The 13929-nt window shown below is 61.5% G+C and carries 16 protein-coding genes and 1 pseudogene; 8 read left to right on the top strand and 9 right to left on the bottom strand.

Annotated elements, in window-relative coordinates; genetic code table 11:
- Nucleotides 1–38 precede the first annotated feature (38 nt).
- Complete coding sequence (locus HJB82_RS11560; protein ID WP_207585567.1) at nt 39–914, top strand: SDR family oxidoreductase; 876 nt, start codon at nt 39–41, stop codon at nt 912–914.
- A gap of 26 nt (nt 915–940) precedes the next feature.
- Here HJB82_RS11560 and HJB82_RS11555 read toward each other — a convergent pair whose 3' ends face one another.
- Complete coding sequence (locus tag HJB82_RS11555) at nt 941–1759, bottom strand: endonuclease/exonuclease/phosphatase family protein (RefSeq protein WP_207585566.1); 819 nt, start codon at nt 1757–1759, stop codon at nt 941–943.
- A gap of 94 nt (nt 1760–1853) precedes the next feature.
- Nucleotides 1854–3317: a phosphatidylserine/phosphatidylglycerophosphate/cardiolipin synthase family protein gene (locus tag HJB82_RS11550; protein WP_221131953.1), complete on the bottom strand. Its 1464-nt coding sequence runs from the start codon at nt 3315–3317 to the stop codon at nt 1854–1856.
- Nucleotides 3318–3483: 166 nt separating this feature from the next.
- Between HJB82_RS11550 and HJB82_RS11545 the strand changes: the two genes are divergently transcribed.
- From HJB82_RS11545 to HJB82_RS11530, 4 genes are all read left to right on the top strand, one after another.
- The gene (locus HJB82_RS11545) at nt 3484–4125 is read left to right on the top strand and encodes a UdgX family uracil-DNA binding protein (protein WP_221139979.1); all 642 of its coding nucleotides are present in this window, start codon (nt 3484–3486) and stop codon (nt 4123–4125) included.
- A gap of 143 nt (nt 4126–4268) precedes the next feature.
- Nucleotides 4269–4523 carry a DUF2934 domain-containing protein gene (locus HJB82_RS11540; RefSeq protein ID WP_003574663.1) on the top strand — a complete coding sequence of 85 codons (255 nt, stop codon included), beginning with the start codon at nt 4269–4271 and terminating at the stop codon, nt 4521–4523.
- Between the two features lie 135 nt (nt 4524–4658).
- On the top strand, nt 4659–4838 hold the full coding sequence (locus HJB82_RS11535) for a hypothetical protein (RefSeq protein WP_221139978.1): 180 nt from the start codon (nt 4659–4661) through the stop codon (nt 4836–4838).
- Between the two features lie 10 nt (nt 4839–4848).
- Entirely contained in the window at nt 4849–5022 is a 174-nt protein-coding gene (locus HJB82_RS11530; RefSeq protein WP_207585563.1) for a hypothetical protein, read from the top strand.
- A 28-nt stretch (nt 5023–5050) separates the two neighbouring features.
- Here the strand turns inward: HJB82_RS11530 and HJB82_RS11525 are convergent, their stop codons facing one another.
- Nucleotides 5051–5404 carry a hypothetical protein gene (locus tag HJB82_RS11525; RefSeq protein ID WP_207585562.1) on the bottom strand — a complete coding sequence of 118 codons (354 nt, stop codon included), beginning with the start codon at nt 5402–5404 and terminating at the stop codon, nt 5051–5053.
- 142 nt (nt 5405–5546) lie between these two features.
- Here HJB82_RS11525 and HJB82_RS11520 point away from each other — a divergent pair, with 142 nt between their 5' ends.
- The 3 genes and pseudogenes from HJB82_RS11520 to HJB82_RS11510 all read left to right on the top strand — a co-directional run bounded on the left by HJB82_RS11520 (nt 5547) and on the right by HJB82_RS11510 (nt 6941).
- Nucleotides 5547–5861, top strand: coding sequence for a plasmid stabilization protein (locus tag HJB82_RS11520; RefSeq protein ID WP_221115662.1), 315 nt, complete (start codon nt 5547–5549; stop codon nt 5859–5861).
- A 59-nt stretch (nt 5862–5920) separates the two neighbouring features.
- Nucleotides 5921–6210 (top strand): annotated as a pseudogene (locus HJB82_RS11515) (DUF3175 domain-containing protein).
- A gap of 5 nt (nt 6211–6215) precedes the next feature.
- Nucleotides 6216–6941, top strand: a complete 726-nt coding sequence (locus HJB82_RS11510) for a glutathione S-transferase (protein WP_221115660.1) — start codon at nt 6216–6218, stop codon at nt 6939–6941.
- Nucleotides 6942–6953: 12 nt separating this feature from the next.
- Here the strand turns inward: HJB82_RS11510 and ligD are convergent, their stop codons facing one another.
- The 6 genes from ligD to HJB82_RS11480 form a co-directional block, all read right to left on the bottom strand.
- The gene (ligD, locus tag HJB82_RS11505) at nt 6954–7832 is read right to left on the bottom strand and encodes a non-homologous end-joining DNA ligase (RefSeq protein ID WP_221115659.1); all 879 of its coding nucleotides are present in this window, start codon (nt 7830–7832) and stop codon (nt 6954–6956) included.
- Nucleotides 7829–8836: a DNA topoisomerase IB gene (locus HJB82_RS11500; RefSeq protein WP_221115658.1), complete on the bottom strand. Its 1008-nt coding sequence runs from the start codon at nt 8834–8836 to the stop codon at nt 7829–7831. Before HJB82_RS11500 ends, ligD begins: the two co-directional genes overlap by 4 nt.
- A gap of 15 nt (nt 8837–8851) precedes the next feature.
- The gene (glgX, locus tag HJB82_RS11495; RefSeq protein ID WP_221139977.1) at nt 8852–11008 is read right to left on the bottom strand and encodes a glycogen debranching protein GlgX; all 2157 of its coding nucleotides are present in this window, start codon (nt 11006–11008) and stop codon (nt 8852–8854) included.
- A 103-nt stretch (nt 11009–11111) separates the two neighbouring features.
- A complete protein-coding gene (locus tag HJB82_RS11490; RefSeq protein WP_221139976.1) occupies nt 11112–11906 on the bottom strand; it encodes an SDR family NAD(P)-dependent oxidoreductase in 795 nt (264 codons plus the stop codon).
- Nucleotides 11907–12080: 174 nt separating this feature from the next.
- Nucleotides 12081–13295, bottom strand: coding sequence for an MFS transporter (locus tag HJB82_RS11485; RefSeq protein ID WP_221139975.1), 1215 nt, complete (start codon nt 13293–13295; stop codon nt 12081–12083).
- 136 nt (nt 13296–13431) lie between these two features.
- Nucleotides 13432–13914 carry a GNAT family N-acetyltransferase gene (locus HJB82_RS11480; RefSeq protein WP_221139974.1) on the bottom strand — a complete coding sequence of 161 codons (483 nt, stop codon included), beginning with the start codon at nt 13912–13914 and terminating at the stop codon, nt 13432–13434.
- Nucleotides 13915–13929 lie beyond the last annotated feature (15 nt).

Raw genomic sequence — 13929 nt, 5'->3', positions numbered from 1 at the left:
ACATTGGACATGTCAATCAATTTAACAGGAGAAACCCTATGACTATTCTCGTTACCGGCGCTACAGGCAACATTGGCCGTCAAGTCGTCGAACACCTTGTCAAGCGCGGTGCGGATGTTCGCGCCCTCGCTCGCGACCCATCGAAAGCCACGTTTCCGGACGGTGTGTCCGTCGTCCAGGGTGACTTTCTCGATGTCGATTCGCTACGCACCGCCATGTCCGGCGTTTCCACCTTGTTCCTTTTGAACGCGGTCGTGCCGGACGAATTCACGCAGGCCCTCATCGCGCTGAACGTCGCCCGATCGGCTGGCATCGAGCGCATCGTCTACCTCTCCGTGATCCATGCCGACGTCTACGTGAACGTACCGCATTTCGCTGGCAAGTTCAGCGTCGAGCGAATGATCGAGCAGATGGATTTCAAGGCCACAATCCTCCGTCCGGCCTACTTCATGCAGAACGATCTGATGGTGAAGGACGTCATTACCGGGTACGGCGCTTACACGATGCCGATCGGCCCCAAAGGCCTTGCCATGATCGACGTTCGTGATATCGCCGAAATTGCTGCCCTTGAGCTGCTGCGTCGTGAAAATGCCTCAGAGCCGCTCCCAATCGACCGGATTAACCTTGTCGGCCCACAGGTGTTGACCGGAACGGATATTGCCGCCATCTGGTCAGACGTGCTTGCCCGCTCGATCAACTACGGCGGCGACAACACTGAAGGCTTCGAGCAGAATCTGAAGCAGTTCGTACCAGCCTGGATGGCCTACGACATGCGTCTGATGGGCGAACGATTTATGACCGACGGGATGCTTCCCGAGGCCGGCGATGTGGCGCGCCTGACTGCATTGCTTGGCCGACCTCTGCACCAATACCGCGACTTTGCGCTGGAAACAACTACAACGCAGCGCCGGTAGCGGATTCTGCTGCGGGAATTTCGCACTTAGCCGCCGGCTGCCGGCCCCAGATCGATCAGCGCCTTGATCGGCAGATGATCCGAGGCAATACGCGCCAGCGGCGTGTCATGCGCTTCCACCTCCGAGATGATCCCCTTGCGGTTGGCGATGATGCGGTCGAGGGCGAGGAGCGGCAGGCCGGCGGGGAAGCTGGGGACGGCAGGCGGCAGTTCTCCGAAGGCGGATTGGAAGGTGTTGAGGGACGAGCGGTCGCCGAGCCGCCATTCGTTGAGGTCGCCGAGCAGGATGGTCGGCATCTCCTGCCTGTCGTTGATGAGGTCGACCAGCATTCGGGCCTGCTGGGCTCTGTTATGGCGCAGCAGGCCGAAATGCGCGGCGATGATGCGCAGCACCCCGCCCTCTTCGAGCTCGATTTCGGCGACCAGCGCGCCGCGCGGCTCCAGCCCCGGCAGCTTGACCTGGTGCACGTCATGCACCAGCCCCTTCTTGAAGAGCACGACATTGCCGTGCCAGCCATGCGCCTTGGCCATGCCCGCAATCGGCACCGGGATCAGCCCGGTTTCCCGTTCCAGCCGGCCGAGATCGAGAATGCCGGTGCGCTCGCCGAAGCGCGTATCGGCCTCCTGCAGGGCGATGACGTCGGCACCGATTTCATGAATCACCCGGCTGGTACGCTCCGGATCGAAGCGACGGTCGGTGCCGATGCACTTGTGCACGTTATAGGAGGCGATCAGCGTTCCGGCGCTGCGCGGTCTTGTCTCCGTATAGGCCGGGTCGAGCCGCTTTTTCCTGCTCCTGATCGAAGCGAGAATGCTGGCGGGAAGATTGACTTTTCTGGCGTGCATCGGAAGGCGCAGTCATTCCGTTGATCAAAAAGGGCTTCTCTCCGCAGTATAGGAGGGCAACGGGAACTTGCCATGTCCGATCACAAATAATCCTTCAGAGATAGGGTGAGCCCAGCCATAGCACCTTCTCGAGCAACCGCACCGGGAAGGGTCGCGCCCGCAAACCGTCCAGCGTCACCAGCGTTGCCGATTTCAGGGTTTCCTCGATATGCTCGTCGATCTCGCCGGCAAAACCCTCGTTCAGCACTTCGAGATCGACCTCGAAATTCAGCCTCAGCGAACGCGGATCGAGATTGGAAGAGCCGACATAGGCCCAGGTGCCGTCGATCGTCAGCAGCTTCGAATGGCTGAAGTTGCCGGTCGAGCGCCAGATGCGGCAGTAATTCTTGAGGATCTGATCGAATTGCGCCGTCATCGCCCGGTCGACCAGCACCAGGTTGTTGACTGAGGGAACGACGATATCGACTTCGACGCCGCGCCGCGCAGCCGTCACCAGGGCGCTGATCAGTTCGCGGTCCGGCAGGAAATAGGGCGACATGATGCGGATCGATTGGCGCGCCACGGAAAAGGCGCCCATCAGCATCTTGTGGTTGGTCTCGACGCTGCGATCCGGCCCGGAGGCGACGACGCGCATCAGGATCGGATCGCCGGGGCTGCGCTGCGGCGGTTCGATGCGCCAGGCCTCGCCGTTCAACAGCTCCTGCGTGGAAAAGCGCCAGTCTTCGGCGGCAAGATCGAAAAGGTCGGCAACCACTGGGCCGGTGACGCTGAAATGCGTGTCGTGAGCAAAACTCTCACCCGTCGCCTCCTCGCTGAAACCCGCGCGGATGTTCATTCCGCCTGTCAGCGCGATCTTCCCGTCTCCGATCAGGATCTTGCGGTGGGTGCGCAGATTGGCATAGGGCAGCCGCAAGCCCATGATGACGTTGCCGTTGAAGACGGCGACGGTGACGCCGCCCTCCCGGAGATGGCCGAGAATGCTCGGCACCGAATAACGCGCTCCGACCGCATCGATCAGCACCCGGACCTCGACGCCGCGCTTTACCGCCGCAATCAGCGCATCGGCGATGCGAAGGCCGATGACGTCGCGGTCGAAAATATAGGTTTCAAGCAGGATGCTGCGCGCCGCCTCGTCGATGATCGATTTCATCGCCGCATAGGCCTCGTCGCCGGTCTCCAGCACGTCGATCGTATTGCCTGAGGTCAGCGGATTGCGCGTCACCCGGTCACCGAGCGTCTGCAGCGCCGCAAAGCGGCGGCCGAACTGGCTGATCACCGTCTCGGCCTCGGCATCGAACGTCTCCAACTCGTCGATTTCGGCCGCAAGCAGCAGCGCGTCGCGGCGGATGCTCAGCGATTTGCGGCGGATACGGTTGATGCCGGCAATCGCATAGAGCACCGCACCGATGATCGGCGACAGGATGATGACGCCGACCCAGCCGATCGCCGCACGCACCTCCTCCTTGGTCATGGCAGCATGGATCGCCGCCGCGGCCCCCATGGCGATCGAAACAACAAAGAGGATATGCGGCCAGTAGGTCGACAGGAGATAGAACATCGCTGGCCAATATAGCCGCGAAACGGCAGCGTTCAATCGCGCCGGCTCTCTCCCATGACGCGAAATTTTTCGCGGTGATCATTTTCCAGGCTGGCGAGATCAATCGCGAGGGCAGGAACCATCCCGGCACAGATCGATTGATCCCAAGGAGATGAGGATCGCCATCATGAACATAGCCGCAACCGTCGGTCCTGCCCTGCAGCTCGATGTCGCCGATGCCGACAGCATTGCCGAACTGCGGCATCAGGCCGAAGGCTGCACCCGCTGTGATCTCTACAGGAACGCCACGCAGATCGTCTTCGGCGAAGGGCCGGGGAAAGCCGAGATCGTCCTCGTCGGCGAACAGCCGGGCGATCGGGAGGATCTGACCGGAAAGCCCTTTGTCGGTCCCGCCGGCCAGTTGCTCGATCACTGTCTGGAAGAGGCGGGTCTCGACCGCCAGCGCTGCTATGTCACCAATGCCGTCAAGCACTTCAAGTTCACGCCGCGGGGCAAACGGCGGCTGCATGCAAAACCCAATGCCGGCGAGATCCGGCGTTGCGCCTGGTGGCTCGGCGCCGAGCTCAACATCCTGCAACCGAAACTCGTCGTGGCGCTCGGCGCAAGCGCGGTTTATGCGCTGCTCGGGCCGAAGGTGAAGCTGACGCCGGCGCGCGGCCATATTCTGCAGCCGGCAAACCATTCGCCTGTGCTGGTCACCATCCACCCCTCCTATCTCTTGCGCATCCGCGACGAGGCAGAACGGCACAGGCTGCGGCTGGAGTTCGTGTCAGATCTGCACAAGGCGGCGGAGTTTGGGGCGCGCTGAGCGCCTCTTCTCAACCCTATTATGCTGCATTGCGAAATATTTCCGGTTGTGGGGGCGATTTCGCTTGAAACAGCTCCGTTCATCTGGAACCATCCAGGCAGTATCGCGTTCGAACGACCGCATCATGTGACTGGAGATCAGCGATGGCAGAAACTCGAGACGAGTGGATCAAAAAGCGTGCATATGCCCTCTGGGAAGAAGAGGGCTATCCGACCGGGCGAGAATCCATCCATTGGGAACAGGCACGACACGAGCGCGAAGCGCTCGAAGGCTCTGCTGCCTCTTCCGATGGGAAGGAAGTCAAGCCCAAGGCGAAGCGCAGCGTCGCCGGCAGCAAGACCAACGGCGTCGTGACACCGGCGCCGAAACGGACCGCGAGCCGCAAAACGGCGCTCTGAACCTGAATACCGAGCACTTGGATTAAAAAAGGGCGTCGTCGCGGCGCCCTTTGATGGTTTTCGTCATAAGATTGAATTAGTTGCGCTATATGGAATTTGAAAGGTGGGCTTCCACGCGGGGTGAACAGAGGCCGGATGACGCTGCAAGTTTTGAAGCTTCCCAAAAAAGTTGAGCCCTCGCCCGTTAACCGGGAACCAGATACACCGGTTGTTTATGGCGAAACCGGGGAAGTTGCCATGAACGACGGCCAGTCCGATATCCTCTCCGTCCCGCTCGTCGCAGCCAGCGGCCGCTCTTCGACCGCGCTCGTCTAGAGGGATGGAGATGTCGCTCCTCATCATCGCCGCACTGCTCTACCTCGGTCTCGCGCTCGGCTTCATCCTTGTCGTCGACAATCTCGTCGGGCTGATTTTCCGCGATCCCCGCGCACCGGTGCAGCCGCGCTCCTTCGACATTGGCCGTGCCTTCGCTGCATCGCAAAAGCTCTATCGAAAATAACAGGTCGCAGGCATCCTCCCAGCTCGTTTTACGCAAGAGCGGCGCCGTCGAATTCGGGATATTTGCGCATCAGATCCACCTCACTGGTGCAGCTGTCGTCGCGCGCCGTCAGTTCGATCGAGATCGTGTCGGCGGGATCAAGGCGGCCGCTGTCGTGATGGTTGGCACCATCGTGATAGACGGGAATACGCGCGCCGCTCTGGCTGACCAGAACGGCATCCCGCTCGAAACCTCTTTGCAGCAACCAGTCACGCGGCGCCATCAGGCGGATGTCGACCTCGTAGGAGTGCTCCTTGAGGCTGACGGTATAGGTAACCGGTGACACTTGGCCGTTGACGTCGATCGCGCCGTTTCCATCGGCTTTGACGATGTGGTTTTCCATGTTCTCGGCTCCTGTTTGCGGGCGGTTTTCCCATCTGGAATGGAGCGAACGCGGCTTTCGTTCCGATATCCGAGCGACCCTACCGCCGGAACTTTTGGCCTCAGCACCAGTTTGATCCCTTTGCACACCATTGGAGGCGACGATGCCGAGAGGTGACAAATCCGACTATACAGACAAGCAGAAGCGCAAGGCCGAGCACATCGAGGAGGGCTATGAGGATCGCGGCGTCTCCGAGAAAGAGGCTGAGCGGCGTGCCTGGGCGACGGTCAACAAGGAAAGCGGCGGCGGCAATAAATCCGGTTCCGGCCGCGGCAAGACGGATACGCACGGCTCCGCCGAAAAGGGTGGTCACATCGGCGGCGCTGCATCCGCCGCGCGTTCGAAGGAGGAACGGTCAGCTTCGGCGAAGAAGGCGGCCGCGACGCGCAAGCGTCATGAACACCACAGCCACCACTAACAAAAGGTGCGACTGGCGGTGATCTGCCGCCGGCCGCATCCGACAAAGGATTTTTAGACATGGCCAAGTCGAAGAAAAAATGGTCGCGAGATGTCACTGAACACAGCGATGCCATGGACTGAAGGAAGGCGTGTTCAAATCGGACGATCCGAAGAAGATCGCCCGCTCCGTCAAGCACTCGGCCGAGGAGAGCCATCGGCGGAAGTCGAGCCCGTTCCGGGCGGCCATGTCGATGCTGACCTTCTACATCAACCGCGCCGGCGACCAGCTGACGAAAAAGCGGCGCGGCACCCTTGAAAAAGCCAAGGACGAACTGCGAAAAGACTTCGATCGTCAACCGAAGAAATGAGCACCATGGCATACGAGCTTTATTATTGGGACGGCCTGCAAGGCCGCGGCGAATTCGTCCGGCTGGCGCTTGAGGAAGCCGGCGCCGACTATGCCGACGTCACCCGCGAGCCTACGCGGGGGACGGACGCCATGTTCGCCCTCATGGATAGCGAAAGCGAACCGCATATTCCCTTCGCCCCGCCTTTCCTGAAGGACGGCGACCTGATTATCCCGCATGTCGCCAACATCCTGTTTTACCTCGGCCCGAAACTCGGCCTTGCGCCTGAGGACGAAGGCCTTCGCCATGTCGCCAACGGGTTGCAGCTCACCATCACCGATTTCGTCGCCGAGGTGCATGATACGCATCACCCGATCGACACGTCGCTTTACTACGAGGATCAGAAGCAAGAGGCGAAAGCCCGCTCCGCCGCCTTCATCCGCGATCGCATTCCGAAATTCCTTGGTTATTTCGAGCGTGTTCTGCGGCAGAACCCTGACGGCCTCGACCATATTGTGGGAAATGCGCTCACCTATGTCGACCTCTCGCTCTTCCAGATAATCGAGGGCTTGACCTATGCGTTTCCGAAAGCCATGGCGAAGCGCAAGGCGGAATACCCGGCACTGCTCGCCCTGCATGATCGAGTGGAAAAGCGTCCGAACATCGCCCGCTATCTCGCTTCGCCTCGCCGCTTGGCCTTCAACGAGGACGGGATTTTCCGGCATTATCCCGAGCTCGACAGCGCGGGGTGAGTGAAGAGCGGTTCATTCCAGCGGCATGGCCGCATCGAAGAAATCGCCCCATGGGTCCTTCGGCCGGGTCTTCAATTGCTGCGGCACGTTGGCAAGCGTGAAGGCGGCCGGGCCGCTGACTTCGTTCAAATCAGACCAATCGAGCGGCATCGAAACCGGAGCCCCCAGTCGTGCCCGCGTCGAATAGGCCGCGACCGCCGTGCTGCCGCGGCCGTTGCGGAGATAATCGATATAGATGTGCCCGCTGCGTTTGGCCTTCGTCGCGGTCGACAGATATTTTTCCGGCGCGTCAGCCGACATGCTTTCTGCAAGTGAATGGGCAAAATCCTTCACCTCGGCCCAGCCGGCCTTCGCCGCGAGCGGCGACACAACATGCAGCCCCTTGCCTCCTGATGTCTTGACGAAGGCAGCCAAACCATGGGCCTCCAGCCGTGCCTTCACGTCAAGCGCTGCCGAAATCACCGCGCTCCAGGCGATATCCTCGCCGGGATCGAGGTCCATGGTGATCATATCCGGCCTTTCCCAATGATCGGTCGTTACGCCCCAGGGGTGAATTTCGAGCACGGCCGATTGCACCAGCGCCACCAGGCCGTTGAAATCGACGATGCGCAGCAGCTTTTCACCGTCCATATCCTGCGGATCGGCGATCTCCTCGATATGTGGATTCATGCCCTTCCAGGCATGTTTCTGGAAAAACCGCTGGTGGCCCTTTATTCCGTCCGGCAAACGCAGCAGCGCCAGGGGCCGATTGACGAGATAAGGCGCCATGAATGGCCAGACCGCCGCATAATAGTCCGCGAGCGCCTGCTTGGTCACACCCTCGTCCGGCCAATAGAGCCGGTCGGGATGGGTCAGGACTACGTCCGATGCCGGCGAATTTCTGGGGCTCATTCCTCGATCTCGCGTGTGAGAAAATCAAGTAGCCTGTTTTCCTCGGCCCGCAAGCCCCGCAGCGGCGCGTTGCTGCTCTCGATCAGCGGATGATCATTGCCGGCGAGCGCGATGATCGCCGGATGGATATAGCTCGAGCGCGAGATCGCCGGCGTGTTGTGCAGTGCCTCTGCCGAGGCCTCCGACATCTGCTTTACCGTCGGCCTGGAACCACAGACAATCGCCTCGCGCGCCGCTCCGAAGGCCGCCAGCGACCCTGCCCAGGTGCGGAAGGTCTTCGCGGAAATCGGGATTCCCGATATCTCGGCCAGATAGGCGTTCAGCCGGCCGGAATCGATCGGCTTCAGCGCAGCGTTTTCATCCTTCCAGACGAAAAGCTGGCGGCCGGGCAGGTCCGCGATCTCCTCCAGGATCTTCTGCAGCCTGGGATGTTTGAGACTGCGCTGGACGCGCTTGCCGCCCTTGGCGCGGAATTTCAGCTCGATCTGCCCGTCGACGATCTTCAAGTGCCGCTTGAGCAGCGTCGTTGCGCCATAGGTGCCGTTTTCCCTGACATAGGCCTGGTTGCCGACGCGCAAGTGCGCCTCGTCGAGCAGCGTCGTCAGGGCCGCCAGCACGCCGTTGACATCCTCGGTGCCGGTGTCGAGATGGCGCAGCACAGTGCGGCGTATCTTCGGCAGCGCCCGGCCGAACTCGATCAGCTGATGGAATTTCCCGGCACTGCGGAAAGACTGCCATTCCTTGTGATAGCGATATTGCTTGCGCCCGCGCGCATCAATGCCCGTCGCCTGCAGATGGCCGTTTTCGTAGAGGCAGATCCAGACATTCTCATAGGCCGGCGGCAGACCAAGCGCGCCGATGCGCGCCCGCTGCAATTCATCGGCAAGCGTCGTGCCGTCGGGCATCACATAGCTGAAGCCCTTGCCCTTCCTTCGTCTGCGGATGCCTGGTTCGGTATCGCTGACATAGACGAGACCAAGTTCGGTGATGGCTTCGGCATTCATCTTCTCTGCGACCTGCTACTTGCTCCTGCGACCGAACTGGAACCAGCGGCGGCGCTGGGCCTTGGTCGCCCCCTCCGGCGGTTGGGTCTGGCCTGTCGGCGCAAAGACGGCGACGCTCTGGGCATAGACGATGACCGGATTGTCTTGCTCGTGCACCTCGAAGGCGTTGGTCTCTGTCCCGGTGTCGAGGATCCGCGACCAGTGTTCCAGCCCGTTCACCTCGGGCAGGTATATTTCGCAATCGCCGCCGGCATTGAAGACTAGGAAAAGGTCGTCCATCACCTCGGTTTCCGGTGCAAGTGCGCTCCTTGAGAGATAGACGCCGAGCACTTGCAACCCGTCGTCGTTCCAGGCGTCGTCATCCATGAAGTTGCCGTCCGGCTTGTACCATGCGATCTCGATGCGCCCGTCCTCGCTGGTCTCGCCGGTCAGGAACCGCTCCTGCCGCAGGACCGGATGCGCCTTGCGGAAGGCGACGGCCTGCCGGCAAAAATCGAGGAAGGGATCGTCGAGCCCATCCCAGCCCGTCCAGCCGATTTCATTGTCCTGGCAATAGGCATTGTTGTTGCCGCCCTGGCTATTGCCGAGCTCGTCGCCGGCGAGAATCATCGGCACGCCTTGGGAGAGCATCAGCGTCGCAATCATGTTGCGCCGGCGCCGCGCCCGCGCGGCATTGATTTCGGCATTGTCGGTTGCGCCTTCGGCGCCCATATTGTCGGAATGATTGTCCGAATGGCCGTCGCGGTTGTCCTCGCCATTCGCCTCATTGTGCTTGTCGTCGAAGGACACAGTATCCGTCAGCGTGAAGCCGTCATGGGCCGACAGGAGATTGATCGAAGAGGTGGCGCCCCGATCGGAATGATTGAACTGCGGCGCCGAGCCGGTGACGCGCGCCGCCACCTCCGACACCATGCCACCATCGCCCTTCCAGAAACGGCGCACGTCGTCGCGAAACTTGTCGTTCCACTCACGGAAGGGATGCGGGAAGCCCCCGACCTGGTAGCCGCCCTCGCCGATATCCCAGGGTTCGGCGATCAGCTTGACGCCTGAGAGAATCGGATCCTGCCGGATCGCGCCGAAGAAGCCACCCTGGCGGTCGAATTCCAGGTCCTGCCGTCCGAGCGTGCTGGCGAGATCGAAGCGGAAGCCGTCGATATGCATGACGCCCACCCAGTAGCGCAGGCTGTCGAGCACCATGCGCATCACCATCGGATGGGCGACATTCAGCGTATTGCCGGTGCCAGTCGTATCGAAAGTATGGCGGGGATCGTCGGGCGAGAGAATGTAGTAGCTGGCATTGTCGAGCCCGCGGAAGGACAGCGTCGGCCCTTTTTCGCTGCCCTCGGCGGTGTGGTTGTAGACCACATCCATGATGACCTCGATGCCGGCGGCATGGAACTTCCGCACCATGGTCTTGATCTCGGTGATTTTGTCGCCGGACATGTAGCGCGATTGCGGCGCGAAGAAGCCGAGCGTCTGGTAGCCCCAATAATTGCGCAGGTTGTTTTCCAGGAGATAACGATCGTCGAGGAAATACTGGATCGGCAGCAGCTCGATCGCCGAGATGCCGAGCTTGACGAGATGGTCGATGATCGGATCGCTGCACATGCCGAGAAAGGTGCCGCGCAGTCGGTCCGGCACTTTCGGATGCGTCATCGTCAGGCCGCGCACATGCGCCTCATAGATGATGGTGTCGGGCCAGGGCCTGCGGATCGCCTCTTCACCCGCCCAATCGAAGTCCGGATCCTGCACCACGCCCTTGACCGTGAAGGGCGCGCTGTCGCGATCGTCGAAGGAAAGGTCGTCCTCGCCGATCTGATAGCCGAACAGCGCGTCGTCCCATTGCAAGTCGCCCGTTACCTGCTTGGCATAGGGGTCGAGCAGAAGCTTGTTGGCATTGAAACGATGGCCGGCGTTGGGGTCATAGGGGCCATGGGCGCGATAGCCGTAGACGGTGCCCGGCCCGACGCCGGCGACATACCCGGACCAGATGTCGCCCTCGCGTTTCGGTAGCGGCATCCGGGCGATTTCATTTTTTCCATCGGGGGAGAAGAGGCAGAGCTCTATCTGTTCCGCATGAGCCGAGAAAACGGCGAAATGGGTACCGGAACCCGTATACTCTGCCCCCAGCTCCGGCTTGAGGAAGTCGAGTTCCGAAAATGAAAAGCTCATGATGCCCCGCTCAATGAAAAGACCAAGCGGGAAACGTAATGGCGGTTCTAAAGTTCCCTCATGAATGGGAAAAGGCAACGGTGTTGCCGGCCGGAGGGTGCGCTTATGGCATCAACTGGCCACCATTCACCTCGATGATCTGGCCGGTGATGTAGCCCGACAGCGTCGGCGAGGCGAGGAAGAGATAGGCGCCGACGCAATCCTCCGATGTGCCGACGAAACCCATCGGGATCGACTTGCGCTGCAGTTCCATCTGCTCGTCATTGGTATAACGCTCGTGGAACGGCGTGGCGATCACGCCCGGCGCCACGGCATTGACGCGGATCCTGTCGGCGACGAATTCCTTGGCGTGGCCGCGGGTGATCGTCGAGACGAAGCCCTTCGATGCCGCATAGAGAATCGCCCCGTTGCCGCCGCCATTGCGGGCGGCGATCGAGGTGGTGTTGATGATGAAGCCACCCTGCTTTTTCAGCCATGGGTGGGCTGCCCGCGTCGCCGCCAGCACCGAGCGCGCGTTGAGGTCCATCACCGCGGCATAATGCGCGTCGGTATATTCCGAGGTCGGCTTGCGCCCCAGCATGCCGCCGGCATTGTTGATGAGCCCGTCGAGATGGCCGAAGGTTTTTGCCGTCTCCTCGACGACACGTTCGGTCTCGCCTTCCCGCGACACGTCGCCCTGGATCAGATGCACGGTGCCGCCGGCAGCGCGGATCTCCTCGGCAAGCGCCTCCGCGGGCTCGCGGCTGGCATTGTAGTGGATGCCAACCTTGGCGCCCTGCGCTGCAAAAGCGCGGGCGAGCGCCGCCCCGATGCCGGTCGAGGCGCCGGTGATCAGCACGGCCTTGCCGGAGAGATCCGGCAGCTTGATCGATGCGAGCGATTGCGCAAGTTCTACCATGGCTAAGACAGCCTCCCAAAAAACCAAGGACATAGGTGATGAAACAGATTGGGGAAGTCTATCAGCCGAAATCGGCGAAGGGCAATGCACGAAAACGGGAGATTTGTATCGCACGTAGGCGGGCAGAATGGTCTTTCCGGCAGCCGTCGTTGCCGACGGCTGCCGGATTTCTCGTCACGAAGGCACACCGAAAGCCGGCTGCGGTTTTTGGCGGGCGAGTGGCGGGAATGCCAGCGCGATTGCCGCAGCCCCCAGCCCAACCATCGCCGAGCCGATGAACAGCCAGGAATAATTGGCGAACGTGTCGAATATCCAGCCGCCGATAAGGGGGCCGAAGGCCATGCCGAGGCTGGAGAGCATCGTCGCCGCGCCGAGGACGGTGCCGAGGATGCGCGGCCCGAAGTATTCCCGCGCCAGCACCGCATAGAGCGGCATTACACCGCCATAGGCGCTGCCGAAGACGATGGCGAGCGCATAGAATTGGGTCAACTCGCTGACGAAGAGATAGGTTGCGAGGGCTGCCGCCTGCACCAGCAGGCCCGCGACCAGCACCGGCTTCACCCCGATCCGGTCGGCAAGGCTGCCATAGAGCAGCCGGCCGCCGAGGCCCGCCAGGCCCTCGACGCTATAGATGCTGACGGCCGCCATCGGGGCGACGCCGCAGATCGTCGCATAATTCACCATGTGGAAGATCGGCCCGGAATGCGCCGCACAGCAGGCAAAGAAGGTCAGGCCGAGGACGATGAATTGCGGCGACCGGAAGACTTTCGACAGCCGTGGCTGGGCGCCGTCGACTGCGAACGCGGCGCCGGCTTCAGTGGTCTCGGCCGGTGGGCGCTTGACCAGCAGGGCGGCCGGCACGAGCAGCGCCCAGGCAGCAATGCCGATGATCAACATGGCCGGCCGCCACTCATAGGCCGAGATCAGCCAGCGCGCGAAAGGCGAGATGGTCATCGGCGCGACGCCCATGCCGGCGGAAACGAGCGACACCGCAAGGCCACGATTCTCATCAAACCAGCCGATGGTCGCCGCGATCATCGGGGCGAAGAAGGTGCTGGCGGCCAATCCGACGAGGATGCCGTAGGTCAGCTGGAACTGCAGCAACGTCTCGGCGCGGCTGGCCAGCACAAGCGCCAGGCCGAGCAGCACTGCGCCGATCATCACGACGATGCGCGGGCCGAAGCGGTCGCTGGCCGCGCCCCAGAGGAAACCGCCAAAACCCATGACGATGAAATTCAGTGTCATCGCGCTGGCGATCCCGACATGCGACCAGCCGGTGGCGGTGGCGATCGGTTCCTGGAAAATCGCCAGCGAGAACATCGCGCCGATGGCCACGCACGACATCAATGCGCCTAAGGCGACGATGACCCAACGATAGGAAACACCCATGGCTTCATAACCTCCATGCCGACAGAGTGATCGCGACGCATACGGCAAGCCTACCGCACTTCGCGTCTGCGATCTAAAGACGTTTGAACCGCTGCGATTTCGACAGCGCACTCAGATCTTTTTCGCCGTTACGGTTCTACAGAGTCCGAAACATCACCAATGCGTCGACATAACCCTCGGTCGGATGAAGGAAGACGCCGGGAAGGCGGCCGACGATTTCGAAGCCGAGGGATTGCCACAGCTGGACGGCGCGGCGGTTGCTGCTGACGACGAAATTGAACTGCATGGCGCGAAAGCCTCTGGCGCGCGCGTGCTCAAGGGAATGTTGATGCATCAAGCGCGCGACGCCGCGGCCGCTGGCGGCTGCATCGGTCATGTAGCCGCAATTGCAGACATGGCGGCCGCCGCCGGCCTGATTGGCCTTGATGTAATAGGTGCCGAGGATGACCCCGTCCTCCTCGGCGACGAAGGTCTCGCGGTCCGGCCCCATCCAGTAGGCGAGCGCATCGACTTCGGGGAGATCGCGGTCGAGCGCATAGGTTTCGCCGGCGCGGATCGTCGGAGAAATGATCCTCCAGATGGCGCCTCGATCGTGGTTGTCTGCGGGTCGGATCAGCATGCCCGATTTTTACAG

The organism is Rhizobium sp. NZLR10 (assembly GCF_019685125.1).
Taxonomy (GTDB): domain Bacteria; phylum Pseudomonadota; class Alphaproteobacteria; order Rhizobiales; family Rhizobiaceae; genus Rhizobium.
This window is presented reverse-complemented; position numbering and strand designations above follow the sequence as displayed.